Source organism: Holdemania filiformis (genome assembly GCF_003459085.1).
In the GTDB taxonomy this organism is placed as follows: Bacteria; Bacillota_I; Bacilli_A; order Erysipelotrichales; family Erysipelotrichaceae; genus Holdemania; species Holdemania filiformis.
On the sequence record NZ_QRUP01000010.1, the window covers coordinates 23,071 to 49,759 of the forward strand.

A 26,689-nucleotide genomic window follows, 5' to 3' on the forward strand; every position below is an offset into this window, starting at 1 on the left:
GATGTCTGCTTTTTTCCTTTCAATGATTAGATCACTTTCTGATTGAACCATTAACTGACATAAGAAAGCGGATGCTTTATATTCATTGGGTTCGCGATTTCGTTCAAGACAGGATAAAAACACTCGAATTGATTTGACATTCAGTTTAGATAAGCCATGTGTTCTTGTTGTTTTCGACAAAAAGGATGTAAAGCATTTCCGCTTTGAGCGGAATCAGGGAATGATTTCTTTGACAACCTGGATGCTAGAATAGGCGCAGAAAGGAGAATTTCAATGAATATTCTAAACTGCCGTGTTGACGACCGCTTAGTGCATGGCTGCGTCGCAACGATGTGGGTTCCGAAGCTCCATGTGGAGCGTGTCCTGTGCATCGACGATGAAAGCGCAGACAATCCGATGCTGAAAAATGCACTGCGCATGGCCACACCCAATGGCGTATTCCTGTCCGTATTAACTCACGAAAAAGCCGTTGAAAATCTCAAAGCTGACCGCTATCAAAATCAAGCCGTCATGATCGTCGCCAAAAGTCCTAAAACCTTCTTAACCCTGGTGGATAACGGGATACCCGTTCCATCGCTGACGCTGGGGAATCTCGGCAACATCGACAAGACCGCGGATTCGGTCGTAATCAGCCGCTACATCACCGTGAATGATGAGGAAGCCGCCGTCCTGGAACAGCTGCATGAAAAAGGGGTCAGGCTGGAAGCCAAGCTGCAGCCGGCGGACGACGCGATTGCTGATTTCTATCAGGTGATGAAAGACAAACGTAAATCATGAGGAGAGGAGAGAGAACGAATGTTTAATCCGATACAGATCATACTGCTGATTCTTGCCTGCCATGTCATCGGAACGCTGGGGCAGAATGTCCAGTTAGTCGCGAAATTCGGCGGCCAGCAGGTATTCCGCGGCCTGATCGCCGGCTTCATTATGGGGGATGTCAAAACCGGGCTGCTGATCGGCGGTACCTTCCAGCTGATGTCCATGGGCTTGGCGGCCTATGGCGGCGCGTCAATTCCTAATTTCAACACTGCCCTGTGGATCTCCGTTCCGTTTGCGATCGCTTCCGGCACCGACGCTCCGCTGGAGCTGGCGATGGCGGTCGGCGTTCCGGTCGCCACGCTGGGCATTCAGCTGGACGTCATTGCCAAGACGGTCAATTCCTATTGGTATCACCGCGCTGAAAAACATGTCGAGAAACGCGAATACAAGAAATTATACCGCGATATTCTCATCGGCGAATACGGCTTCGGCCGCGCCGCTTTAGGCCAGACGCTGCCGGTCATCATCTTCTTACTGTTCGGCGAGCCGATTGTTCAGCTGATTATCAATTATATGCCGGTCTGGCTGACCAGTGCGCTGGGCACGGTTTCCGGCGTGCTTCCGGCGCTGGGCATGGCTTTACTGATGCTGTACATGCCGGTGAAGGAAAACTTCCATTATCTGCTTCTCGGCTTTGTGCTGTATGTCTTTTTCGGCCAGTCGATCCTGGCGATTACTCTGGTCGGCGCGGTCATTGCAATCGTCTTGTTTAAACGCATGGAAAAAGAGTCCAAAGCGGCAGCCAACGCTTATCTGAACGTGGATGCAGGAGGTATCGGAGATGAGTGAAAAGAATGAAAAACTGACTAAAAAAGAACTGCGGAAATTCTCGCTGCGCTATGCCATTACTGCCCAGGCCAGTCAGAGCTACGAAGCGATGCAGGGAATTGCCTGCGTCTATTCGATGGGGCCGTTCTTTGAAAAATGGTTCGCTGACGATCCGGAGCTGATGCAGAAAAAGTTCCAGAACAATTTGAAATTCTTCAACTGCCAAACTTATTTCGGTGCCGCGATCACCGCAGCGGCGCTGGCGATCGAGCAGGACCGCGATCCTTCGTCCCTGCAGCTGGCGGCTTCGTTAAAGACATCGCTGATGGGTCCGTTCTCCGGCATCGGCGACGCGCTGTTCAACACGATACCGAAGGTCGTTATGGGCGCGATGACTGCCTATGCAGCGATTGAGGGCAACTGGATTACCAGCATCATCATGATCGCGATCTTTACCCCGCTGATTACCTGGGTTCGTCAGAAGATGATCGAAGTCGGCTATTACGGCGGCGCGGAATTGATTACCTCACGCAAGGATCAGCTCAACAACATCCGCGACGCGGTTTCTGTGCTGGGCGTCATCGTCATCGGCGCTCTGATTCCTTCGCTGGTCAAGGTCACGACGCCGCTGGCGATCACTGTCGGCGATGCGACGCAGACGATTCAGTCAATTCTGGACGGCATTCTGCCGTCGCTGCTGCCGTGTCTGGTCACCGCGATTACCTATTTCGGCTTAACAAAAATCAAGGGCATGAATACGGTTAAGATGGTCTGGATTCTGATCGTTGTGACGATTCTGCTTTCCTACTTTGGTGTCATTGCCTAAGCCGGCTACCCGGCGGATCGGCGAAACTGGCGGTCTGTCCGGAATTCGTCTGGCAGCGTTGGATTTTGACGGCACGCTGGTTCCCAAGGATAAGCCGAATGTAGATTTAAACGATCGGACCGCGGCTTTGCTGGAACAGCTGCGCTGCCGGGGCCTGCGGCTGATCGTCGCGACCGGGCGGCATCCGTCCTTTATTCAAAAACGAATCCGGAAATTTCAATTCGATGCGGTCATCGGCTATTCCGGCAATGTTGTCAGCCACGGCCGCCAGGAAGAAGCCGCGGCGTTCAGCTTGGATATGATCCAAGCGGTCTACACCTTTGCGCAGAATCACCCCGGTCTGGAAATGACGCTGTACTCAGATCAGGGCATAGCCTGCGGAAGCAGCTCGGAAAGCAAGGAGGCGCTGCTGAAAAAGTGGCGGCGCACCGACCGGATCTGTGATTTGAATGGAGTTGCCGATTTCCTGATCGGTGACATTCGGAAAGTTACAACGATGCAGGTCAGCCGGATCTGCCTGCACCTGGACCGCTGGGAGCTGTATCCTGGAATCAAGTCAAAATTTCAAATTCGTTTTCCCGGCTATCGTTTGGTCAAAACCGGAGATAAACAGGCGGAGGTCCTGGCTCAGGGACGCTCTAAGGCTTCCGAAATTCTCAGGCTGGCGCACAGTCTAGGCATCAGCGCAGATCAGATTGCCTGCGCCGGGGATGATGAAAATGATATGGAGATGCTGCAGCTGTTTGATCACAGCTATTATATCGGCAGAAATGACGATCCGCTGCGCTCAGCGGCGGCCTTCTGCGCGGATCACGTCAATGCCGTATTGGAACAACTGTTAATTAAAGGAGAAAGTCATGTTTAAAATAGCGTTGGCCAGTCATGGCAGCTTATGCCGGGGTATGCGGGAAACCGCAAGGCTGTTTACCCAGGACGTCAGCTTCATTCAGATCTTTCCTTTTTATGAGGAAAATCCGGAATCGGACGCGGAAGCGCAGCTGGACGCCTGGATTCAGGATATTCACGAGGAAGATGTCGTCGTGATGCTCACGGACATTTTATGGGGAAGCGTCAACCAGAAGATCATGCTGAAGCTGCAGAACCGAACGAACGTGCATATTGTCACGGGACTGAACCTGCCCTTGCTTCTGGAGATGATCACGATGGAGCCCCAGTCGGTCACCCCGGAACTCATATCCGAAAAAGTAAAAAGCTGCCGCGATTCGATCGCATTCATGCGGGAAGTGACCGTCGAATTTCAGGACGGCGACGAATAGGAGGATTTTATGGTAAAAGTTACGACTACGACAAGCGTGAACCTCACGCCCGATCATCCGACATACATTGCCGGACACGCCATGCGGACGGAGAAGTTCAAGGGCGTTCATGATGAAATCGAAGCGATTATGCTGGGACTGCAGATCGACGGGAAGCCGTTTTTATGGATTGAAGCCGACATTTCTAATTTTGACTGCGATTTTGTCCATCTGTTTAAGTATCACATCGTCGAAACTTTGCACATTCCTTATGATCACATCATCCTCAGCGCGGACCACAGTCATTCCGCTCCGCTGCTGCTGACGCGCAATCCGGAAATGCCGCATGATGATGGGTGGCGCAAGGAGGTTCTAAAGAAGCTGATCGACGGCGCGCAGGAAACGATGAATAAGGAATTTCACGAAGCGGCGCGCGTGCAGTGCACGAAGGGCGAATCGCAGGGATATTACGGCAACCGCAACGCGAAGGACAAATATGGCGATACCTCGATTGTTGTGATCGAATTTAAGGATGAGTCCGACGCTACCATCGCGGCCTTGGTGAACATGTCCTGTCATTCCACCGTGCTTTCTCCGGAAGAATACCAGATTTCAGGCGATCTGCTGGCGGCCGTCCGGCGCGAGCTGATTCCGTATCTGAACGTCACGCCGCTTGTCTGCAACGGCAACGCCGGGGATATGTCCAACCGGCTGTACCGCCAGAACAATGACTTCAATGAGCTGAAGCGTGTCAGCTCAGGCATCGCCCGGCAGATTTCCCAGTTTGATACAAAGCTGGACCTGACCCTTGCCCATCCGCAGTCAAAAACCTTTGTCTTTCCAATCGAATACGATCCGGATATCGACGTCCTGAAAGCCCGCCTGGCCGATTCCCAGGCTAAGCTGGAACAGGCGGTCGCTTACGATGAGCGGAAGTGGCTGATCTCGGAAATCAATGGTTTCCAGCGGAAAATCAAAGCGGGTCATGTTAAAATGGATTTGGAAGCGACGATTCTGCGGATGCAGGACTTAGAAATTGTCGTGCTGCCATGCGAGCTGGTTTCCGCCTTCGGCCGCCAGATCAAAAAGAGCTCCCAGGCTAAAGTGTGCTTTGTCTGGGGCTATGCGAACGGCCAGAACGGCTATGTCGTCGAAGCCAGCGAATTCGGCGGCGGTCATGACGGAATCTCAACGCAGCTGCCGAAAGGCAAGGCGGAAGAATTTGTCGCCCTGATCATCCAGCATTTATTTAATAATTAAGTCATTGAAAGAATCCTCGTTGAAAGCATTTTGCCTTTGATGAGGATTCTTTGCAGAACAGGAGGAAATCCATGGTCTATCATTTTACTTCCCGCGAAAAGAATATCCTGCATTATCTGTCCATCAGCGATACCTATATTTTAGGCAAGCAGCTGGCGGCTGTCACCGGAGTGAGCGAGCGGACGATCCGCGATGATATCAAACGGATCAATCAGGTTCTGTTTTCCGAGGAACTGGATGATTTTTTTGAACTGGTCAGCACGCATACGAAGGGCTACAAGGTATGGGTCAAGGATGCCTGCCAGTTCAGGCAGTTTATGAAGGATCTGGATTATGACGTCAACACGATGGAGCGGGAGCTGATCAATTTCCGCGAGCGTGAAATCCGGCTTCTGGCAATGCTGATGAAGGATGTCACGCTTTATAAGCTGTCGCAGATGCTGTATTTCAGCGAATCAACAATCCGCTCGCTAATCAAAAAATCCAACGGCACCTCGCTCAAAAGTCACTACACGATGAACTTCGCCAACGGGAAATTAAAGGTCAACGGCAATGAGATCGCAATCCGCATCGCAGCCTTAAAAACAATCTATGTCAATCCGGAATACAAGGGAATCCCGGACAACATCCGTCGTCAGATCACCAATCCTGAATTTGAGGAAAACGTATATGAAGTACTGGAAAGCTTTTTCAAACAGAGCGAAACGCTGAGCGTCCCGTCGCTGCTGTTTCAATACATGTCAAAGTCGCTCTGGATTTCCTACCGGCGTAATCAGTTTAACAAATGCGTTTCTTTTACCGAGGAAGAAAAGCGGATGCTGGAGAGCTACGACGTGGAATTCAGCGCGGCAGAGGCGATCGTTGCCCTGCTGGACCGCCGGTATCATTACGAATTTCTGCGCGATGACAGCTATTTCCTGGCGATGATTTTAATTTCCTTCGACAGCCGCAGAAATCTGATGATTCAGGAAATGGACAATGAAGCCTATGCGCTCTGCAAGCTGGCGGCCAACGTCATTTTAGAAGATTTTTATGACGGCGGCCGGCTTGAGGACGCGGACGCGCTGATGGAAAATCTGTCGTTGTTTTTCTGGGGCTTTCAAGTCCGCAATCATTTTGATATCAGCCGGCAGTATATGGGCGTAACCCGCGTGAAGCGCAAGCTGATCACTGCCGCCGAATACAGCCGCAAGCTTTCCCGGCTGCTGGAAGATAAGCTTCATACGAGAATTGCGGATAAGGAAATGGTCTTTCTGACCGTCTGCATCGCGGAAGGGCTGGACCGCGGCCGGCTGAGGAAAAAGCAGCGGGTCTTGGTTACGAGTAAATACGGCCTCTGTGAAGCCCGGCGCTATGCTGAACAGCTTCAAAAACGATATCAGGATTCCCTGGCACAAATTGCTTCCTGCGAGTTATATGAGGTTGAGAAAATCTACGATCAGTTTGACGTCATCCTGATCAATGACCGCAAGCTGGCGGCTCGGGACGAAAAACTGGTTTACTATCAGTCGTACAGTACAGTTAATACGATGAAACCGCAAACGGAATATCGGATTACCCAGATCTGCGGCGCTTATTGGTTTTATCATCAGCTTACCTCGGAATGCTTCACGCCGAATCTGGATCTAAAATCCAAGCATGAAGTTTTCCGCTACATCGCCAAACGGTTTCTGGCGCCGATGCCGGAATTCAAGCATCCGGTCACTTTCCTGACGGATCAGGATAAGCGGCTGACCTGCGAATGCGGCTACCGGGTGGCGCTGGTCGCTGTGATCGAAGCATCGGCAGTGAATCAAATTCATTTCCTGATCCTGAAAAATGCAGTTTCCTGGAACCAGCGGTTTGTGCAGAATATTATCTTTATACAGGCCGCTGCGTATCCGGATCTGCAGAACTATGAAATGGGCCTGCAGGCGATGCTGATTGACCCGGATAAATGCAGCCTGCTGATCGGCGAGCCCAATTTGAATACGCTGAGGAAAATATTAAATGTGGAGGAATAAAGCGTGAAAGTAAAGTGTTTCAACTTCCTTGAAGGCTATAATGACGACCGCGCAGAACGCGGCCATGGAGGTAAAAATGAAAGAACTGACAGCGAATGAGACAGCCGGCATCCGGATCGGAACGAAGCCAAAAACCTCAACAGGACTGTGTGCTTTCTTTGCCATCGTGATGATCCTTTCCGGAAATGCCGCGCTGATGATTCCCGGCCTGATCTTTGCCGTTGCGGCGCTGATCGTTGTCTTTGGCATTCAGGATGAAACCTGCGTCCGAATTGGTGCTGAAGAAATCGTCCTGCTTCTGGAAAAAGCGCAGGCGGAGACAGTAATTCCGTTCTGTGAAGTGGCAGAGTGGAATACCCGGGATGGAATCCGAATCCGAACCTTGAGCGGAGAAATTTATTTTATTGAAACCCGGGATACGATGAAAGCGCACCAGTTGCTGCATCGGCGCATGCCGGAATTGGAAACATCCACTGTCCTTCAGCGGCAGCTGCGGGAACGGAAATCGAGGATACGCCGCCGGGCCTCTCAGTAAATAGAGTACAGTTAAAACTGAGTGAAAGAAAATTGAAGAGTGATGACAGGGCGTAGAATCTATGATAATCAAAAAGGTTGAATCTACAAGCTGAAGGCCGGGAATAGAAATAATAGGCTTACTTTAGTAAAAATCCTTCCGATAACTACAAAATATAGTATAATTGTAGCTGAAGGAGCGCTATATGAAAAAAACATCTAATTCTGAGAATTTAATTCTTCAATTGTTTTGGAACAACAAATATCAAATCGCTTGTCATGAGATTTATAAAAGGGTGCGTGAAGCGTATCCCAACCACTGGAAAGATAGTTCAGTCGCTGTTTTTCTAATGAGAATGGAAGAAAAAGAGCTAATCAGGAAAGCAGAAATTGATGGAACAAAATATTGGGTTTCCATCACTCAAGGTCAGTATTCTAAAAATTTACTCAACTCGCTCTTAATGAAAAGTGAAAATAAGACCTTCGATGAAATTCTTCTCGGTTTTATCGAAGATCCGGAGAAACACCAGGCGGCGCTTGATGAAATTGACGCAGTTATAAGAAAATATGAAGCTATGGAATAAGCTGATTTCTCTGCTTAAAAATAATTTATAAGGCACGGATCTCTTTTCTGGATTCAAGCTTAGTCGTTTAGAAGATGGGATATCCCAGAAATTTAGATTGATCGCAGGATCGGCTGATCGACGCCTTCCGGGAATTTCTTATTCAAAATCAGATTGAGTACAACCCGCCGCAATTTACGGAATCCGCTTTGCGGAAGATCATGGAATCCATTCCGATTCCCGTGAACACTCCTGAAATCATAACGTTCCTGATGAATGGGCAAGCGGCTTTCGTCCAAGCCTGCGGGAATAAGCACTAAACGAAAAGCAAAACTCTGCGGTTCTTTTCGTTAACTGCGACGGATCAAGTGCAGGCTTGTCCAGCGTTATTGATAATTCTCTTTCAATCCTGGTTGTGTAAGCAGACTGCCCTAAGGTTGTTACCTTTGCGCGGTCTGCTTTTCTATTTGAAAACGGCTGTGGTATAATCAACTTAAGGAGCAAGTCAATCTATGAATTCCAAGGCCCTGGAGTGTTCAAAATCGATACAGAGCGGGAAATGGCTGCAGATCGAGTATGATAACACGACCGATCAGAAGCGGACATTTTTTTGGATTGCGATCGAAGATATCGAAGTCCCGAGCCGAAGAATGAAAGTGAAAATGTTCAATCCGGAAAAGTCGATGGATGTTTTGGACGGGACGGTTTATTTTGATAAAATTCTGTCGGCGCGGGTCATCGAAAGTACAATCTTTCCGCTTCAGGAAGCCTTGATCGATAAAATCCGCGCGCATTACAACGACTTTGATTTTCTGGAATATACCGGCATCAACGAGCGGGTGCTCGGCTATTACCGGCAATGCTACCTGTTGGATCAGGACACCTCCGTTCACAGCTATACGCTGGTCGATGGTCTGGATCCCGATATTTTAAAGAAGAACGCGATGCCGCTGGGCCTGGAACAATTTGATCAGATGGTGCGGCGGCTGCAGAATGAGCTGCGCCTGCAGCGGCGAAAACAAGCTCCGGCCTGGCTGAAGCTGGCGATCAATGTACTGGCTTTACAGCGGCGGGATGGGATGATTCCGATCGTTTACCGCGATCTTTTGCTCGATCTGATTCACCGCCGGCTGATCGTCTCGCCGGATCTTGGCTTCAACATCAAAGTCAGCGACGACGAGGATCAGCCGCGCTTTTTACTGCAGCGCTATCTCGACTGCTCGGCCGGGGAATTCATCGACCGCTATCCGAATCAGGCCGCGATGATGAGCGAACAGATTGCGGTGAACTGCAGCCGGGGCGAAACCGTGGATGAACGGCCGTATTTGTTTGAACTCAAGCGCCGGATGAACATCAATATTGAAACAGAATACAATGAAATTCAGAACCAGATGCAAAATCAGACGCTCTGCGCCCCGCTGAAAGCCTTCTTCGGGATGCCGGAAAAAGTCAGCCGCCGGCGGAAGACGCCGGTTCTGACGCTGGGATCGCAGGTCAACATCAATCAGTTCCGGGCGATTTACAATGCCATGAATCAAAATGTCGTGTACGTCCAGGGGCCGCCGGGCACGGGAAAAAGCGCTACGATCGTCAACGTGCTGCTTTCCTGCTTCCTCAATAATCAGACCGCCCTGGTCGTTTCCAACAACAACGAAGCGATCGACAATCTGGACCGCAAGCTGAACTCCCTGCAAAGCGATGACCGGCGGATCACCTTTCCAATCCTGCGCTTAGGCTCCAATCAGAGGATCGAGGAAGCGCTGGTGCAGATCAATCTGCTTTTAGATCAAGCTCAGGCCTGTCCGCCGACGCGGGAAGAACGGGAAGAACTGAAAGCACTGACGAAGAAACTGGCCGGCAGCCGTAAGCAGATGAATCAGCTGCTGGATCAGATCGAAACCCGGCTGGAGCTGGACGAACAGATCGAATCACTGGAAGGGGTATTAAACCAGCTGCGGTTCAGCAGCCGGCAGGAGCCGAGCGCCCAGATGACCGCGATGGCAATCGAAAGCCAGCTTGCCGGACTGCGCCGTCAGCGCCAGACACTGGAAGGCGTGAGCGAAGATGAAATCCAGGCAGTGCAGGATCCCCGCGAAGTTCTGCGGTTTCTCGACCTGAAATCCCGGGCTGTGCTGCAGCGCCTGTTGAACAAACGCAACGAACAATTACAATCAATCCTTCGGATTCCCAATCCGGAAGACCGGTTTCTCGAGTTCCGGGCGCTGATCCAACAACGCGAAGGGTTGGAACAAGTGTTGGACTGTTTTCCATTTCTGATTTCCACCAATGTGTCCTGCAGCAAGCTGGCCACCGCGGAACCCATTTTTGATCTCATGATCATGGACGAAGCCGGGCAGTGCAGCAATCCGCTTTCCTTATTGCCGATGGCCCGGTGCCGACGGGCGCTGTTTGTCGGTGATCCAAGCCAGCTGCAGCCGGTCATCACGCTGCCCGCTTCCCGCAACACCCGCCTGGTGTGGGATTACGATATTCCCCAGGCCTACGATTATAAGATGAATTCGATCCTCAGCACGATGCTGAAAATCGATACGATCTCAAAATTTATCCTGTTAAAACATCACTACCGCTGCGCGGATCCGATCATCGCTTTCTCGAATCAGAAATATTACGGCGGGGAGCTGGTGATGTGCGGTCCGCCAGCCTCACCGGATGCGCTGATGCTGATCGACGTGCATTCCTCAGCGCAGAAGCAGAAAAACGTGGCGATGGAAGAAGTCGCGGAGATTGTTAGGCAAATCCGCGATCATCCCCAGAAGAAGGTTGCAGTGATCACGCCGTTTCGCCGTCAGGCCCAGATGATCCGGCGGGTTCTGTCTGAACAGGACCTCGATTTCGTTAAGGTTGGAACAATCCACACCTTCCAGGGCGACGAGAAGGACACGGTGATTCTCAGCTGCGCGATGACAGAATCGACGACTCAGGGCACGTTTGACTGGGTGAAAAACAATCAGGAGCTGATCAATGTCGGCGTTACCCGCGCTCAGCAGCATTTTATCATGATCGCCGACCGGGCCCAGATCACCCGGTTCTCCCAGGGGAAAACCAACGATCTACTGGAACTGATGCAGTATGTCGGAAAACAGGGCCAAACCCGGATCAGCGCGCGGGAAAGCCAGCTGTTCCAGTCCAAGGTCAAGAATTTCAAGTATTTCAACACGGCCGCGGAAGATGAGTTTTTGAAAACACTTCTGCATATCAAATCGGTATTCGGTCAGATTTTAGTTGAACAGAAGGTCAAGATCACTGACGTCCTGGAATTGGATGCCGGAGATCGAAAGTTGTTTATGTACGGAAATCAAGCTCATTTTGATTTTGTGATCTATGATTTAAGTCACCGGCCGTTGTTGGCGGTGGAGGTTGGCGGCACGGAGCATTTCAACGATGCCAAGGTCCGCAGCCGGGACCAGAAAAAGCGTCAGATCTGCGAGGTGCATCAACTCCGGTTGATCACGATCCGCAACGACTATGTGCGCCGCTATTCGTTTATCAAGGAATCCATTTTAGAAGCTTTAGGCGAATAGCCTGAACGAAGCGGCTGGACAGGGACTTATGAATCCGGCAGAGGAGGACAGTGTATGCAGGAAGAAACAAAACGCCTGGCCGGCGTGCTGATCGGCATCCACCGCCGTCAGCGCTTAAAGGAAGATCCGGCCGGCGGCTGGACGCAGGATCAATTTATCCTCGATGAAGCGGGGGAAGCGATTTGTTCGCGGATGACGTTATATAAATTGGAACAAGGCCAGGGAATTCAGGATGAAGAGCGGCTGGAGCTGCTGCTCAGAAAACTGGGGGAAACGCCGTTAAAACAACCCGAACAGGTTAGTCTTCGTAAAGAACGAATCCAGCGGCTGAAGCAGGCTTACGAACAGTTCGATCAGAAAGCGCTCGGTGAGCTGCTTACGGATATCGAAGCCTTGCCGCCGACAACGCAGGTGATCACGATGGAGCTGCAGCTGTGTCTGTCCTTGATCATCGAGCATCTTGCCTTTCCGGATACACAGCCGCACAAACCGCTGTATATCCGGTACCGCGAATTTGACGCGAAGCTGAAAAATCAGATTTTCATGTATCTTGATCTGGCTCAGGTGCTGGATGAGGATTTATACGTCATGATGATCGTCCTGTTCTGGCAGATCAACATCAATCAATGGACGGATCGGAAACTGTCCGAAACCTTACTGGAACGGCTGGAGCAGTGCGAGCCGCATGACGGGATCTGGCTGCACCGCAAGGGCACCTTCCTTTCTGCGCTGAACCGCAAGGCGGAAGCCTTGGATTGCTTTAATCAGGTGTTAAGCGGTTCGTTTCCGTTATCGGATGCCGTGCGCACCCTCACGGAGATCATGCGCTTCCGGATCTGGAAGCAATTCGATCCAGATGACGCTTTTCGCAGGAGCGGATCCTTTGAACAGACGCTGGCTGCGCTGCCGGAGGAGCTGACAAGCCAGGGCTGGATGGAGCTGGGACTGTGCCTGTGCGAAGGCGGCGAAGAAAAGGGGACGGAGCGGATTGACCGGGCGTTAGCCCAGGCGCCCTATCTGGCATTGTATTATCTGCCGCATTTATTTCACTGCCCTCTGGATCCGGTGCGGATTCTGAGCCTGGCGCAGATCTACCTTGACCGCTGGACGACGCCCGGAACGCTGGCTATTTATCGGTATTATGAGGCAAAGCAGGCCGGGGAAGCGCCGGGCTTACTGCAGCAGTGCATATTGAAAGAGATTCTGCCGGAGATTGAAGACACGGTCTATCGTCCGCAGGAGTTGATACCGCTGCTTCATGACGAACTGCTGACCCTGGTGCAGCAGAGCGGCAGCTACAAAGGGCTGGCGGATTTTGAGCAGATTACAAAACGTCGGAAACCGGCGCTGATCCGCGAAATTTGGATCAATGGATAAAGGCAGGACTTGCGGGTCCTGTTTTTGTTATAGTGAAGCCGGGTGATCAAGATGAGAAAGAAAGCAACGAAAGTAAAAATGCCGCAGGCATTAATGGATGAAGCGATAAAGGAAGCTCCAGAGAATGGGAAGAGACAGGAGCGAATGGAGGAGAACGAAAAACCGCTGCTACGCAACCGCAGCTATCTGCTTTTGCTTCAGGGCAACCTGTTCTCCGGCTTCGGCGACGTACTGTTCAGCATAGCGGCCGGGATCTGGGTTTACAAACAGACGGGATCGACGATGATGATGAGCGTCATGAGTTCCATCAGCATGGCGGTTTCCGTGCTGATCACGCCGTTTTTGGGACCGATCGTCGACCGGCGAAGCAAGAAAAGGATGATGGTGCTGATGGACTTTATCCGCGGAGTGACGCTGGTGCTGGCTGGAATGTGGTTTTGGGGACGTCCGTTATCGGTGCCGGTGCTGATTCTGTGTGCGGCGGCGATGGCGCTGTGCAACGCACTGTTTAACCCGGCCGCAACGGCCGCGTTTACGCTTGTCGTTTCGCGCAGCCAGTTCATGAAGGCACAGTCGTGGAACACCGGGTTGTTCATGGTCATCAACCTGACCGGCAAGGGAATATGCAGCCTGTTGGCGCTGATGTGCGGGCCGGCAACTTTGTTGATCGTCAACGGCGTGCTGTATTGGGCATCGTCCTTGTCGGAATGTTTCATCACACTGCGGCCGACCGAAGTCCCGGCCTCAGCGTCAAGTTCCTTTTTCAACGATTTCAAAGAGGGCTTACAGATCACGTTCGGCAATCCATTCCTGCGCGACCTGCTGCTTCTGCTTCTAGCCTGGAATGTGCTGGTATCCGGATTGTCGTCAGTGACACTGCCGTTTTTGCAGCAGAAGGGACTGATCGATGAATTTTACAGTTTATATCTGACCTTCGGCAGCGTCGGCGCGGTAGCCGGAACGTTTATCCCCGGAATGCTGCCCAAACCGCTGCGCGATAAGCTGTGCAGCTTACTGCCGATGATCCTTGGCATCCTCGCCTCGTTCATCACCGCCTTGAGCCGCAATCCGGCGTTGGTATGCGTTTCGTATCTGATCGCCAATCTGTTGAATTCGATCGGCAACATCATCGTTTCTTCGGCGATGATTCTGGGCTGCGAGGAACAGATGCGCGGCCGGTTAGTCGCGCTGGAAACGTCGATCATGACGGCAGGCCGGCTGATCTCGACGCTGGCATTCGGTTTCTTTGGCGAAAGCCTGGCTCTGGGCCTGCTCTCAGCGATCGGTCAGGGGATTTGTCTGATTCTCTACCTGCCGTTTGTGAGAAACCGCCGCCTGAATCAATTTTTGAAGGAAGGCATCAGCACAGAATCCGGGGCGAGTTGAGTAAAAAAGTCCGCAGCGATCGCGGACAGGGTATAATAGAAGAATAAAAATAAAGGAGTCAAGCATGGAAAAAAAACCCCCTCTATCAAAAATCTACGAAGCGCTGAGCGCCGTGGCAGATCAACGGATTGACATCCAGACAGACCGCGCTTATGTTCTCTCCTCGGATCACGCCAAACGGTACACGGTCAAGTTTTTGGAAAACGGCTATTCCAGCAACGACAACGCGACACTGTGGCAGCATTATCCAGGTTATCCCATTCTGGCTGTGATGATGATGCAAGGCCAGCTGAAGATCCATGAAGAACGTTTGTCCTGGTTTCGGGCAGTGAACTGGAAACAGCTGAACACAAAGTATAAAAATCAATATGACAAAGCGATCGCGGAATTCCTTGAACCGTTTTCGGAAGCGGTCCGCAGTCAGATTGAGGATGAAGTGGAATGCGTGTTTCATCAGCTGGAATCGATGGAACTGACGATCAAAGGCAACCGTGAACCGAGAAATCCAGAGTAAAAACCCATCTTATCTTATTAATAAAATTAGTCAGATACGATTTGCCAAATCATACCTGACTAAAATATTTTTCTGCTTTTGGCAGCGATGTCGATCATCAATCGTGATCGGATCTGGCATTGATGCCATCCCTGCGGGGCGGCTTCCGGCGCTTAAGTTTGGATAGCGGCTGGATGACAAGAAACACCGGCTTCTTCGAGGCGTGACCGATCAGCGTCACAGAGCGGCGCACAGCTGGGCTAAGGCCTGATCCAGAGCCTGATAGAACAGTCCAAGATGGCGGCCGTCGACTAAGGCATGATGACATAACACAGATACCGGCAGAACCAGCCGGTTATCCCGCGTTGAGAACTTGCCCCAAGTGATCCGGGGATTACTGTCGGCAGGGATCGACACCGGCTGAATCAATGCGGAATATGAAATCCAGGGCAGCGTGGAAATGTAGAATAAATCAAGCGTGTCCCCCTCGCTTTCCGCAATCGATCCGTTTTGCTTCGCCGCTTCCTGCATCTTTTGCGCATAAGTCAGAAAATCGGAGAAGGGCAGCGAATAATCCAATGTGCAGTAGCAATAGGTTCCATCCTCCAGAGCGACGGTATGAGAAGTCCGGCAGCGGTCAAACTGAATGATTTGCCCCTCCACAATCCGCTGGCGGAATTCCGGAACGGTATTTGCGGCCTGAGCGGCGCAGTAACAGAAGGATAGGAAGAACGGCAGACGCTGTTCTTTAATTTTGGCGTGGAACTCAGTGATCTCGACATCGGCGGTCACGCCGACATAGGGATAAGCAAGCTGGCTGAAGTATTCAAAGTGGTTTTTTCGCTTGTAGGTTTCCAGGTCTATAATTTGATAATTCATGATTTTCTCCTTGGCGCACACGCGGTTTAAAATAAAAGGGAATTGAAAAGCCGTAAACGCAGAGTCTAACCCTTTCGGATTATCATCCACAATTTACGGCAGAGGGTAGAAACGTTCAACCTGATTATGAGCTGTTATAACCTGGTCTCATTATAGAACAGACCCGGTTGATTCTCAAGATTGAGAAGCAAAAAAGACAGCGGGGGAAAATTGACTGTCCTTCCGCAAGTCCGTGTTTTCCGCATATCTCGAAACAAAACCGCTACCGGCAAATCGCAGCTTTTAAGCGCAGGAACACGGTGCGGATCCCGGCCAGCAGAATGAAGATCTCCAAGCGTCCTAGAAGCATGCCCGCCATTTCCACAATCAAGGCCAGCGCGGGCGTGGCCGGATCGGTAATGCCGATCGACAATCCCACAGTCCCCAGCGCGGAAGCAAAATCGAACATCGCCTCGATCAACGTGCAGTTCGCCGTCAGCATCAGCAGGAACGTCCCGCCTAAATAGATCAGGAAGTAACTGAAGACAAAACACGAGGTTCCTTCCAGCAGCTTTTGATCGATGATCGTTTTCCCCTGCGGCCGGGTATAGAACGAACAGGTAACGGTTTGCCGTGGAGCACCGCGGCGGCGCAGATGATCGCCCAGTCCCCGCAACATCAAATACACCCGCGTCAGCTTTAACCCGCCCGCCGTCGAGCCGATGCCGCCGCCGATCAACATCATCAGAATCAGGAGGAACACCGCCGCCTGCGGCCAGTCCGCATAGCCGACAGTGGAAAAACCGGAAGTCGACAAGGCGGAAATCACCTCGAAGAATGCGATCCGGAAGCTGCCGGGCAGTCCGGTGTAAGCGGCGCAGAACAGCACCAGCGCTGTTAACGGGATCGCTGCCGCCAGAATCAGACCCAGAAACCGGATCTCGCTGACGGCCAGAAACTTCCGTATCTGTCCGCGCATCAGAAGCAGCAGCGCCGCAAAATTCGTCGTGCCGATCAACATCAGCACCACGGTGATGAATTCGATCAACGGACTTTGATAGTAGCCGATACTTTGCGCGCGGGTGGAAAACCCGCCAGTTGACAGGGCGCACATCGCGTGGATCAGGCTGTCGAAGACATTCATGCCGGCCAGAGTATACGCCGCCGTGCCAAGCACCAGAAATGTCGTATACATCAGGCAGATCAGCCGCACAGTCCGGCTCAGATTCGGAGCGAGCTGATCCGAATGCCCTTCCGCCAGCACCAAATTCATGCTTTGTCGGTTCACAACGAACAACGTCATCACCATCACGAATCCCAGCCCGCCGCAATATTGCATGAAGCCGCGGTGAAACAGGAACATCGGTGAAACCTCAGACACATGCAGCACGGACAAGCCGGTTGTCGTCCAGCCGCTGACCGATTCAAACAAGGCCTGGATGAAATTCAGCCGGCCGGCCAGGACAAAGGGTAAAGCGCCGATGAGAATTCCGTACAGCCAGGCGAACAAGACAAAGCTGCCGCTTTTCTGGATCTGCAGCGGACGGGGCACATCAGGATCCTGGACGCGAGCTTTCCAACAGACGCCTAAACCCGCCAGGATGGAGACACCGGCGGGGATGCCGAAAGCTTCCAGTTCTCCGGGCTGAAAAGGAAAGAAGAGTCCCGTCAGCAGCGGAACAGCGCAAAGCAGACCGCACAAAATCATGAATTTACCGGCAAGATCCGCACTGAGTGGGATCGCTTTTTTGATCATTTTCATCGCCCTGTCAGCACCTTGACCGCGGCGGTCTCCTGTCTGGCGGCGGCGATCAGGATCAGGACGTCCTGTGCCGCGAGCCGCGTGTCGCCATGAGGAACTAACGGCTGGTCCGCCCGCAGGATCGTCGCGATGATCACCTCGCGGCTCAGTTGGAGTTCACCGAGCGTTTTGCCGATCACCGGTGAGGAAGCCGGCAGCCGCAGCTCGGAAATCCGCAGCTGACCGCCGCTCAGGGGAAGCAGTGTTGTAAATTCGTCGAGAAACGCCTGCTGCTCGACGATGCTGGTTATCGTAGATAAGGCGCAGACGACGGAATCAATCCCCATCTTGTAGAAAAATTTTACTTTCTCCGGACTGGCAGTCAGGGAAACCGTCTTGCGGATATGAAATAATTTTTTGCACAGCTGGCAGATCACGAGGTTATCATCATCCCGCGGCGTCAGTGCGATCGCGATATCCGCCTGCTCCGCCGCAGCGTCTTCCAGCACGAACGGTTTGGAACCGTCGCCCGTCATGACCGTTAATCCGGGCATCTGCGCTAAAACCTGGCAATGGGCGGGATCTTTGTTGATCGCAGTGACGTCGTAGCCCTTGTCCAGAAAGGAGCGGGCCAGACGCTGCGCTTTATGGTAGCCGCCGATGATCAGAATTCGCTTTTTCATGGTCAATAACCTTCCTCTTGTTTTCCATCCGGGATTGCAGTGCAATCCGCTAACAGCCGCTCGATGGCCAGCGCTGAAAGTCTCGTTGGACAGAGCGTCTGAATTCCAAATTCCCGGTAAACACATTCCCGCTGCGGATCATACAGCCGGCAGATGATCTGCGGTGTACGAAAGCATTCCCGCGCCAGCTGCGCGATCATGATGTTGGTGTTGTCGTTGTTGGTGACGATCACCAGATGATCGGCGCGATTCAGCTCCGCCTGGTTTAAAGTTGCGCGGTTAGTCGCGTCACCGGTCAGCGTCAGTCCGGCATAGGCCGGGGATAATTTACGGAAGGCGGCTTCGTTCTGATCGATCAGAATCACATTTTTGCCCGCATCTGACAGCTGATTTGCCAGCGTGGAGCCGAGCCGTCCGCAGCCGACGATGACCGTCAGCTCTGATTTGCCAAATAAGTTCATGCTTAACATGAAGTTTTCCTCCTTACCACATGGCCGATGCCTTTTTCATCATAGAGAATAGTCCAGGGATTCGATGAAACTTCACGGCAGTCGCTTACGGAGTAAGCGAAGCTTCCCTGAGCGTTCATGGACGCGCACAATTCCAGATTGCAGCGGGCCGGAAGATAGGTCGGATCGAGCGCCGCCGCGGCCCGGAAATGCTTCAGCGCAATTAGCTGTTCCTGTTGACTGACGAATAAAATTCCCATCAGGTTATGCGGGATTGGCGAATGCGGATGATCGCGCATCGCCTTGGCAATTTCCAGTTCTCCGCCGGCGTAATCCCGCCGGCGGACCGCAATCCGGATCGTTTCGATCAATTCATTGAGTTGAATGGGATTTACGATTTCGTTCATTTTGAAGACCTCCGCTTTATCTTGACGGGAATAGAATACCGTGAAAGCTGTGAGTTTTGTGTGAGAAAACCGGTTCGCCGTGTGAGAATGGCGTGAGGAGAGCGGCGGGAAAAAGTAGAAACTCAGCTGTGGAAAACGGATTGAAAAGGCCGCGGGGAACGCATAAAATCAGGGAATCCGGCATCCCGGCGGTTGACGGAAAACGGAATTCTTTTTATGATAAAATACAAACAGACAGAACAAAAGGATGAGAAACGATGGCGGAAAAAGAAACGATGAAGTATCGGCTGGCCGAGGCGGTCAAGGCGCTGATGGAAACGGAGTCCCTGGATAAAATCACCGTCCGGGATATCGTGACTGCCGCACAGACAACGCGGCAGTCGTTCTACCGGCATTTCCAGGATAAATATGATCTGGTCAACTGGTACTTTGAGCGGCTGGCAGAGAAATCATTTAAACTGATGGGCGTTCAATATACACTGCGGGAAGGCTTGCTGAAGAAATTTGAATTCATCCGGCAGGAAAAAACATTTTTCTCCCAGGCCTTCCGATCGCAGGACTATAATTCATTAATGCGTTATGATTACCAATGCATTCTTGACTTCTACACGGAGTGGATTGAACGGAAGACACGCCGGCCGCTGACGCCTCAGATCCAGTTTCTGCTTGAGATGTATTGTGAAGGCTCGATGCAGATGACGGTAAAATGGGTGACCCAGGGCGCGAAGGAAAGCCCGGAAACCATTGTGGATTTGTTGATCGACGCTCAGCCGGAAAAGCTTCGGGCGGTGCTGCGGGATACTGAGCTGGAATGAAATGATTGTTACATTTTTATCAAAGTGTAACTTGAATCCTTTGTTAATTTATTTACAATTGAAGTGAAGAAAGCGAAGGAGGAAATCAAGTATGGCAAATCGCTTTATGTTAAATGAAACAAGCTACCACGGCTACGGCGCAATCAACGAAATCGTGAATGAGGTGAAAAGCCGCGGCTTTAAGAAAGGCCTGATCGTCACGGATGCGGATCTTGTCAAATTCCAGGTTGTTAAGAAAGTTACGGATCTGTTGGAGGCGGCGGGTCTGCCGTATGCCATTTATGATAAGGTTAAAGCCAATCCGACTGTGGATATGGTGAAGGAAGGCGTAGCTGCGTTTAAGGAAGCCGGCGCGGATTATCTGATCGCCATCGGCGGGGGTTCGCCGCAGGATACCGGCAAGGGCATCGGCATCATCATCAACAACCCGGAATTTGCCGACGTGGTTTCATTGGAAGGCACGGCCGCGACGAAGAACAAAGCGGTGCCGATGATCGCCGTCGCGACAACGGCGGGCACGGCTGCGGAAACAACAATTAATTATGTGATTACGGATGAAGCGAAGCGCCGGAAGTTCGTCTGCGTGGATCCGCATGATCTGCCGGCAGTGGCGATTGTCGATCCGGATATGATGTCAAGCATGCCGAAGGGCTTAACCGCCTCGACCGGCATGGATGCGCTGACCCATGCGATTGAAGGCTATACGACGCTGGCTGCCTGGGAGCTGGCGGATACGCTGAACTTGAAGGCGATCGAACTGATCGGCCGTTCGCTGCGCGCCGCCGTGGACAATGATCCAAAGGGCCGCGAAGACATGGCGCTGGGTCAGTATATGACAGGCATGGCGTTCTCCAACGTCGGATTGGGCGTCGTTCATGGCATGGCGCATCCGTTAAGTGCTTTTTACGGTATTCCTCACGGCGTTGCCAACGCGGTGCTGCTGCCGTATGTCATGGAATTCAACAAGGATTATACGGGTGAGAAATTCCGCGAAATTGCCCGGGTTTTAGGGGTTGACGGCGTAGACGGAATGAATGAAACCGAATACCGTCAGGCGGCGATCGACGCGGTGCGCAAGCTGTCCCTGGACGTGAATATCCCGCAGACCTTGAAGAAAATCGGCGTACAGGAAGAAGATCTGCCGGCGTTGGCGGAAGCGGCGATGGCGGACGTCTGCACCGGCGGCAATCCGCGTCCATGCACCTTTGAGCTGGTCTTGGACGTCTATAAGAAAGCGTTTTAATTGAAGACCTGCGTCATTCCTGAAATTTCAGGAACTCAGGCAGCGGGCCGCTGCCGGTAAAATCATTCCCCGGCATAATGCTGATGAATCATCAAAAAACACTGGAGCATTCCAGTGTTTTCTTGTGGTTTCCGCAGCCGGCGCGGAAGTTGTCTTTGCGCGCCGATGATCTCCGCATGGCAAACTAAAAAAAGCCGGAAACCATGAATCTCGTTTCCGGCAGCCAGTGCAGGCTTTTGGGGATAGTTTTGACAGAGGCTTCTGTGGAATAAGACGGATAGGAAACCTACTTATGATTCCAGCCATAGTATTCCGCATCCTTTTCCAGCGAAATTTCACTGGCCTGTACGGGTTCGTAGATCCAGAATTCCTCATCGGAGAATAACGCCTGCCATTCCTCGATGCTCAGCGTGTAGCGGCTGTTCGCGTTCTGAACCCGAATCCGATCGTTCACCAACGCGTAAAACTGAATTTGATCCGCCTTCCGGGTCATCAGAATTTCACCGCTTTTGAGTGCTGAGAGCGTTTCCTGTGTCTGTATTTTCTGCATTAGTAGGGTCCTTTCTGAATTTCCTGTTCCACCAGCCGGTAGCCGACGCCGATTTCTGTGACGATATAGCGCGGCTTCGCGGGATTTTCCTCAATCTTGCGCCGCAGTCCGGCCATCAAGGCCCGCAGGGCCTGGGTGTCTTCGCCATAACCGCTGCCCCAGATCGCGCTGATAAGATAACGGGTGGTTAAGACCTTGCCGCTGTTGCGCAGAAATAAACTGAGCAGATTGTATTCCATCGGCGTCAGATGCAGCGGCTGGCCGCGCAGTGTAACCTGGCGCTTTTCCAGATCCAGCGACAGCTCGCGGACCGTCAGCACCTTCTGAACCGCCGCGGTGTTTTGCCGGAAAGCATGCCGGATCGCCACGCGGATCCGGGCCATCAGCTCGGTTGTGGAAAAGGGCTTGGTCAGATAATCGTCAGCCCCGGCATCCAGCGCCTGAGCTTTTTCCTGATCCTGATCGCGTGCGGATACGACAAGGATCGGAATTTCCGACCATTCGCGGACCTTACGGATCACATCCATGCCGTCGTAATCCGGCAGTCCCAGATCCAGCAGCATCAGATCGTAAACATTCGCCGTCAACAGCGTCATCGCGCTTTGCGCCGTCGCGGCGTTGTCGCTGGCAAAGCCCTCGGCGCTCAAGACATAGCTGATAAAATTACGGATCTGTGGATCGTCCTCGACGATCAGGATCCGGGCTGTAAACTTGTTCATCGTGTTTCCTCCAAAGGCAGCCGGAATGTGAATTCCGCGCCGTGTCCGTCAGTCCGGTTGCGGGCGCTGATCGTTCCGTGATGCGCCTGTACGATCGACTCGCAGATCGGCAAGCCCAGGCCAATGCCATGCTGTGCATCGGCCCGGCGTGTGCGCGTCGTATAAAAAGTCTGGAAAATGTGTTCGAGATCCTTCTCGGCGATCCCCTCGCCTTCGTCCTGAACGGTGAAGACTGCTTCGTTCTGTTCCCGCCGCAGCGTCAAGGTGATCTCCTCCTGCGGCCGGGTATGTTTCAGGGCGTTGTCCAGTAAATTGATCAGCACCTGCTGGATCAGCTTGCCGTCCATCGGAATCATCAGCACCTCGTCCGGAATGGAAACCTGGATCGTGCGCTGCGGCGCCCGTTTAGCGATGTGATCGAGCGCGGAAGCGATGATTTCCTCGGCTGCTTCCTTTTCCAGATGCAGGTTCAGATGACCGTCCTGAATGCGCGTCAGGCTGAGAATATTTTCCACCAGCGAATGCAGCCAGTCTGCGTCCTGATAGATCCCCTGCGCCAGGTCGTACCGCGGATCGTTTTCCTGACTCATGCCGCGGATCATCTCCGCGCTGCCCATGATCGCCGAAAGCGGTGTGCGCAGATCGTGGGAAATCGCCCGCAGCAGATTGCTTCGGTACCGTTCCTGAGCTGCTTCCTCCTCCGAACGGATTTTCTGTTTCGCGGTGCGGAAGCGGTCCATCGCCAGCGTGATCGTTTCACTCAGCGACTGGACCAGCTGTTTGTCAGCCTCGCTGATCGTGTTCATGGTTTCTAACGGAATTTGCAGTACTGCCAGCCGAACACCGTTGTTTTGCAGCAACAGCTCGACGGTGTCCCCGCTCAGCGGGAGTCCGGGTTTATCGTTAACCGCGGTTTCATCGCCGGATAGAGGCATTGCGCTCTGACCTGGCCGGGCGCCATAAAGGGCTGCCGGCTGTTCATTTTCATCCAGACACAGGCAGCGGACCTCGGCCTGCAAAACGCCGGCGAGCACCTCGGCAGCCAGACGGGCGATCTGCCGGATGTCGATCTCTTCATTCAGCCGCCGGCTGAGCGCATACATCGTCTTGATTTCCTGTTCCCGCTGCAGCGCGTTCTGCGCGTTGAGCTTGGCTTTGGACGTCAGGGCGCTGGTGATGAAGGCGGTAATGGTCATGATTACGAATGTGATCCAGTAACTCGGATCATCGACGGACAACGACCAGTAGGGCGCGGTAAAAAAGTAATTGAAGACCAGCGTCGCCGCCAGCGAAGCCAGTACGCCGCAGGCATAACCGCGGGTCATCCAGGCCGTCAGCAGCACTGCCAGTAAATATAACAGAACGACGTTGGTTTCCGGGAAGCCCAGCTGGCGGAAAACCAGGCCCATCCCGGTCGCTCCCGCCAACAATCCCGTCATCTGCAGCCCGTGCAGCAGCGTCGTCCTGGAAAAAGAAATCCGGGAATTTGACATCGTGCTCATCTCCTGGTACTGATTGTAGCCTAAAATGAGGAAACTGTCCATTTTGCGAAAAGAAAAAATAACGGTTGATTTCCGTGGGTTTGCGTTCGCTGCGTAAAGACTTTTAACCCGAAGTTCGCTATAATAGAAACAGCCGATTCAGAAAATGAACGGATCCGGTCTGGATCAAACGATTTACATTTCCCCGGTCTTCTGCCGGAACCGAACGAATAAGCAAAGTTCGAAAACACGTTAAAAAGGAGTTGATCGCATGAAAAATTTGCCGTCCCCCGAAGCTTTCTGCCAGTATCTCTGGCATGAATATCTGGAAAATCAAAATTACACGATCCTGGGCGACTGTTTCGTACCGGAGACAACCGTGATCGGTACTGGGGAACATGAGGTCAGCCGGAATCTCGAACAGTTCGTTAATAAAATTTCCGCGGAAATCGACGCCCGCACGACAGCCTTTATTATTGAAGATCAATGGTTTCAAAGCCAGTGGATCAGCGCGGACAGCGTGCTGGTGATCGGCGAGCTGCGGGTTCGGGAACAAACGGGGAATCCGCTGGAATTTATCGGCCGGTTCCGCTTTACGATCCTGCTGCACGCGATGAACAACGAATGGAGAGTCCTGCATGTTCACCAGTCCGTTCCGGATCCCGAACAAGGGGCGGATGAATTCTTCCCCCATCGTTTAATGGAACAATCCAACCGCCAGCTGAAACAGCTGGTTGAAGAAAAGACGCGCGCACTGGAAGAATCCTACCGGCAGATGGAATACAATGCCCGGCATGATTCGCTGACGCAGCTGTTAAACCGTCGCTGGGTCGAAACGCAGATCACGGTGGCGATGCAGGAAGGGGATCCGGGAGTCATGATCATGCTGGATATCGACTGGTTTAAGCAGATCAACGACACATTCGGACATCCGCTGGGCGATCAAGTGCTGGAAACGTTGGGCCAGGCAATCCAAACCGTCTTTCCCCAGGCGTTAAGCGGGCGGATTGGCGGGGATGAGTTCATCCTCTATTTAAAGGAAGAACAGGCCGGAAGCTCAGCTCTGCAAACAACGGCGATTGAGAAGGAAGCAGAGCAGCTGCAGCGGGTCTGGGAAGAGCTTCGGCGGCAAAAAGGACTGACGTTTCCCGTCAGTGCCAGTCTGGGCGCTGCCCGTTTTCCTCAGCAGGGCGGGCGGTTTGACCAGCTTTGGCTCCATGCCGATCAGGCGCTGTACCAGGCGAAGGCGGCCGGCCGGGGCTGTCTGCGGTTCTGTGGAGAGCGTGAAGAACGCGATTAAGCAAGAAATGAGATCAAAGCAGTCGGATTTCTGCGGCGCTGATCTTCAGGAGGATGACAATCATGGATTTAGGGAAACAGATCGAACTCTGGAACGAAAACGAACAATACAGTCAGATCATTCATGCGATCGAAGCGCTGGAAGAAAACCAACTCACACCCGAACTGATCAGCGAACTGGCGAAAGCGTATAATAACGCCGCGGATAGTAATGACCAGGCAAGTTTTGAGAAAGCCATTGCGTTATTAAAAACGGTCGAAGAGCCGTTAGGAAAAGATCATAACTGGAATTTCAGGATGGCGTACGCGTATTATTATCTTGATCAGGAGGGACCGGCGCTGAATTATTTTGAAAGAGCGCTGGAGGCCCGGCCGGGGGATGAGGATACGCTGGCATTTATTGAGGATTGCCGCCGGCGGTTAGCGCTGCCTCGCTTTGAAAAGCCGTTCCGGACACGGGTGCAGGAGAGCTGGCGCTTGTTTGAAAGTGAGGAACAGGTGCTGCGGGTCAGGATGCGCAACCGGATTGAGAGTGAGGAAATCATCAGTCAGACGACTAGGCTGCTTCATCCGGCATTTTCAGAGATCGCCTTTGAGATGGGCTGCAATCAGGATCATTATGATCTGATCTTAACGCCCGAGGGTGATCGGGTACGCTTGATCGCGCTGGATTATTATCAGAAGCAGATGCCTGAAAGTCTGAAGAAACACTGGAACGTGATGGTCGGCCGCCAGCCGGCGCCCAAAGCGGCGCTGCGGATTGCGGGACAGGAAATCTCGGCCGATGAAGTGCAGGTCTGGATCACGGAGCATCGTGAAAAGTCGGTGTCGCTGGCGATAAGCTGCCCGTCGCTGGCGGGGCTCATGGCGGAAAATGAAAATCAGGTTTGGTGGATTTTGTCTATTTTGATCGACCAGACGTTGGGAGAAATCGCCGCAATGGCGGTGATTGACGAGGTTAAGCTGGTATCTCAGCCGCAAAGTGACGCGGGCATGACGCTGGCGGAACTGCCGGAAGCTTTGCGCGCGCTGGGACTGGATCTGAATCGCGATCCTGCGCGCGTACTGAACAGCTATACCGCCTACCGGATGGAACCGAGCGAGGAAAGATTAAAACAGGTGCGCGGCGATGTGACGGTCGGTTCGACATGCTGCCCGGTACTGATTCAGCAGTATTTGCAGGGAATGACACAGGCGGTGGATGATCTGCATAAAGAGGGGATCGCGGCTGGCTTCTTCTATTATCCGATCGATGGCTTCCAAGGGGAAGACCGGGCGAAAGCGATCCTGGATTTCCGTGATGAATTGGAGGCGAAAATCAGCGAAAAGGCCGGAACAGATGCCGCAGCCTGGCTGGGCGGCGCATCGGGAATCAATTGCGGGTACCTTGATTTTATTGCCTGGGATCTCAAAGCCGTTTTGGATGCCGCAGTGGCGGTGTTCGAGACTTCACCGGTCGCCTGGGCGGCTTTCCAGGCCTTCCGGACGAACGTCGGCGGGATTTTGTTGAAAAGCGACGAGGAATAGAAGCCTTTATATGATAGCTTTTAAAGCCGCTTTTCGATAAGCCGAGATAAAAAAGAAATTAGAAGAAAGAAACGAATTTATTAAAATCGCAAAAGAAAAGGATGATCGCCA

General features: G+C 52.4%; 25 protein-coding genes. 17 read left to right on the forward strand and 8 right to left on the reverse strand.

Annotated features, from left to right (window positions below):
* Window positions 1-273 precede the first annotated feature (273 nt).
* From DWY25_RS09200 to DWY25_RS09260, 13 genes are all read left to right on the forward strand, one after another.
* Complete coding sequence (locus DWY25_RS09200; protein WP_117894985.1) at window positions 274-777, forward strand: PTS sugar transporter subunit IIB; 504 nt, start codon at window positions 274-276, stop codon at window positions 775-777.
* Window positions 778-795: 18 nt separating this feature from the next.
* A complete protein-coding gene (locus tag DWY25_RS09205; protein ID WP_006057245.1) occupies window positions 796-1,608 on the forward strand; it encodes a PTS mannose/fructose/sorbose/N-acetylgalactosamine transporter subunit IIC in 813 nt (270 codons plus the stop codon).
* The gene (locus DWY25_RS09210) at window positions 1,601-2,413 is read left to right on the forward strand and encodes a PTS system mannose/fructose/sorbose family transporter subunit IID (protein WP_181981768.1); all 813 of its coding nucleotides are present in this window, start codon (window positions 1,601-1,603) and stop codon (window positions 2,411-2,413) included. The genes DWY25_RS09205 and DWY25_RS09210 overlap by 8 nt, the downstream gene beginning before the upstream one ends.
* Window positions 2,406-3,278 carry an HAD-IIB family hydrolase gene (locus DWY25_RS09215; protein ID WP_181981769.1) on the forward strand — a complete coding sequence of 291 codons (873 nt, stop codon included), beginning with the start codon at window positions 2,406-2,408 and terminating at the stop codon, window positions 3,276-3,278. Before DWY25_RS09210 ends, DWY25_RS09215 begins: the two co-directional genes overlap by 8 nt.
* Window positions 3,271-3,690 (forward strand): PTS sugar transporter subunit IIA, encoded by a 420-nt coding sequence (locus DWY25_RS09220; RefSeq protein ID WP_117894988.1) that lies wholly within the window; start codon window positions 3,271-3,273, stop codon window positions 3,688-3,690. The genes DWY25_RS09215 and DWY25_RS09220 overlap by 8 nt, the downstream gene beginning before the upstream one ends.
* 9 nt (window positions 3,691-3,699) lie before the next feature.
* Window positions 3,700-4,929, forward strand: a complete 1,230-nt coding sequence (locus DWY25_RS09225; protein ID WP_117894989.1) for a hypothetical protein — start codon at window positions 3,700-3,702, stop codon at window positions 4,927-4,929.
* Between the two features lie 71 nt (window positions 4,930-5,000).
* A complete protein-coding gene (locus tag DWY25_RS09230) occupies window positions 5,001-6,932 on the forward strand; it encodes a BglG family transcription antiterminator (protein ID WP_117894990.1) in 1,932 nt (643 codons plus the stop codon).
* A gap of 76 nt (window positions 6,933-7,008) precedes the next feature.
* Window positions 7,009-7,467, forward strand: coding sequence for a hypothetical protein (locus tag DWY25_RS09235; protein WP_147336680.1), 459 nt, complete (start codon window positions 7,009-7,011; stop codon window positions 7,465-7,467).
* A 184-nt stretch (window positions 7,468-7,651) separates the two neighbouring features.
* Window positions 7,652-8,029, forward strand: a complete 378-nt coding sequence (locus tag DWY25_RS09240; protein ID WP_006057238.1) for a BlaI/MecI/CopY family transcriptional regulator — start codon at window positions 7,652-7,654, stop codon at window positions 8,027-8,029.
* Between the two features lie 491 nt (window positions 8,030-8,520).
* Window positions 8,521-11,550 (forward strand): AAA domain-containing protein, encoded by a 3,030-nt coding sequence (locus DWY25_RS09245; protein ID WP_117894992.1) that lies wholly within the window; start codon window positions 8,521-8,523, stop codon window positions 11,548-11,550.
* Window positions 11,551-11,604: 54 nt separating this feature from the next.
* Window positions 11,605-12,927 carry a hypothetical protein gene (locus DWY25_RS09250; protein ID WP_117894993.1) on the forward strand — a complete coding sequence of 441 codons (1,323 nt, stop codon included), beginning with the start codon at window positions 11,605-11,607 and terminating at the stop codon, window positions 12,925-12,927.
* A gap of 51 nt (window positions 12,928-12,978) precedes the next feature.
* Window positions 12,979-14,313, forward strand: a complete 1,335-nt coding sequence (locus DWY25_RS09255) for an MFS transporter (protein ID WP_117894994.1) — start codon at window positions 12,979-12,981, stop codon at window positions 14,311-14,313.
* Window positions 14,314-14,377: 64 nt separating this feature from the next.
* Entirely contained in the window at window positions 14,378-14,827 is a 450-nt protein-coding gene (locus tag DWY25_RS09260; RefSeq protein WP_117894995.1) for a hypothetical protein, read from the forward strand.
* A 216-nt stretch (window positions 14,828-15,043) separates the two neighbouring features.
* Here the strand turns inward: DWY25_RS09260 and DWY25_RS09265 are convergent, their stop codons facing one another.
* From DWY25_RS09265 to DWY25_RS09285, 5 genes are all read right to left on the reverse strand, one after another.
* Window positions 15,044-15,685: a chloramphenicol acetyltransferase gene (locus tag DWY25_RS09265; protein ID WP_117894996.1), complete on the reverse strand. Its 642-nt coding sequence runs from the start codon at window positions 15,683-15,685 to the stop codon at window positions 15,044-15,046.
* 262 nt (window positions 15,686-15,947) lie between these two features.
* On the reverse strand, window positions 15,948-17,426 hold the full coding sequence (locus tag DWY25_RS09270) for a TrkH family potassium uptake protein (RefSeq protein ID WP_117894997.1): 1,479 nt from the start codon (window positions 17,424-17,426) through the stop codon (window positions 15,948-15,950).
* Window positions 17,423-18,088, reverse strand: a complete 666-nt coding sequence (locus tag DWY25_RS09275) for a potassium channel family protein (RefSeq protein WP_117894998.1) — start codon at window positions 18,086-18,088, stop codon at window positions 17,423-17,425. The genes DWY25_RS09270 and DWY25_RS09275 overlap by 4 nt, the downstream gene beginning before the upstream one ends.
* A gap of 2 nt (window positions 18,089-18,090) precedes the next feature.
* The gene (locus DWY25_RS09280; RefSeq protein WP_117894999.1) at window positions 18,091-18,558 is read right to left on the reverse strand and encodes a potassium channel family protein; all 468 of its coding nucleotides are present in this window, start codon (window positions 18,556-18,558) and stop codon (window positions 18,091-18,093) included.
* A complete protein-coding gene (locus DWY25_RS09285) occupies window positions 18,552-18,944 on the reverse strand; it encodes a hypothetical protein (RefSeq protein WP_117895000.1) in 393 nt (130 codons plus the stop codon). Before DWY25_RS09285 ends, DWY25_RS09280 begins: the two co-directional genes overlap by 7 nt.
* A 257-nt stretch (window positions 18,945-19,201) precedes the next feature.
* On the opposite strand from DWY25_RS09285, the gene DWY25_RS09290 reads away from it, so the two are divergent.
* Together DWY25_RS09290 and fucO are read left to right on the forward strand one after the other, a co-directional pair.
* A complete protein-coding gene (locus tag DWY25_RS09290) occupies window positions 19,202-19,759 on the forward strand; it encodes a TetR/AcrR family transcriptional regulator C-terminal domain-containing protein (protein ID WP_117895001.1) in 558 nt (185 codons plus the stop codon).
* A 91-nt stretch (window positions 19,760-19,850) separates the two neighbouring features.
* Window positions 19,851-21,002 carry a lactaldehyde reductase gene (gene fucO, locus DWY25_RS09295; protein WP_117895002.1) on the forward strand — a complete coding sequence of 384 codons (1,152 nt, stop codon included), beginning with the start codon at window positions 19,851-19,853 and terminating at the stop codon, window positions 21,000-21,002.
* Window positions 21,003-21,288: 286 nt separating this feature from the next.
* Here the strand turns inward: fucO and DWY25_RS09300 are convergent, their stop codons facing one another.
* Genes DWY25_RS09300 through DWY25_RS09310 form a run of 3 tightly spaced genes read right to left on the reverse strand, consistent with a single transcriptional unit; the run spans window position 21,289 to window position 23,764 of the window.
* A complete protein-coding gene (locus DWY25_RS09300; RefSeq protein ID WP_117895003.1) occupies window positions 21,289-21,552 on the reverse strand; it encodes a hypothetical protein in 264 nt (87 codons plus the stop codon).
* Window positions 21,552-22,271, reverse strand: a complete 720-nt coding sequence (locus DWY25_RS09305) for a response regulator (RefSeq protein WP_117895004.1) — start codon at window positions 22,269-22,271, stop codon at window positions 21,552-21,554. The genes DWY25_RS09300 and DWY25_RS09305 overlap by 1 nt, the downstream gene beginning before the upstream one ends.
* A complete protein-coding gene (locus DWY25_RS09310) occupies window positions 22,268-23,764 on the reverse strand; it encodes a sensor histidine kinase (protein ID WP_244925956.1) in 1,497 nt (498 codons plus the stop codon). The genes DWY25_RS09305 and DWY25_RS09310 overlap by 4 nt, the downstream gene beginning before the upstream one ends.
* 259 nt (window positions 23,765-24,023) lie before the next feature.
* Here DWY25_RS09310 and DWY25_RS09315 point away from each other — a divergent pair, with 259 nt between their 5' ends.
* Window positions 24,024-25,052 (forward strand): diguanylate cyclase domain-containing protein, encoded by a 1,029-nt coding sequence (locus DWY25_RS09315; protein WP_117895006.1) that lies wholly within the window; start codon window positions 24,024-24,026, stop codon window positions 25,050-25,052.
* A 62-nt stretch (window positions 25,053-25,114) separates the two neighbouring features.
* A complete protein-coding gene (locus DWY25_RS09320; RefSeq protein ID WP_117895007.1) occupies window positions 25,115-26,578 on the forward strand; it encodes a tetratricopeptide repeat protein in 1,464 nt (487 codons plus the stop codon).
* Window positions 26,579-26,689 lie beyond the last annotated feature (111 nt).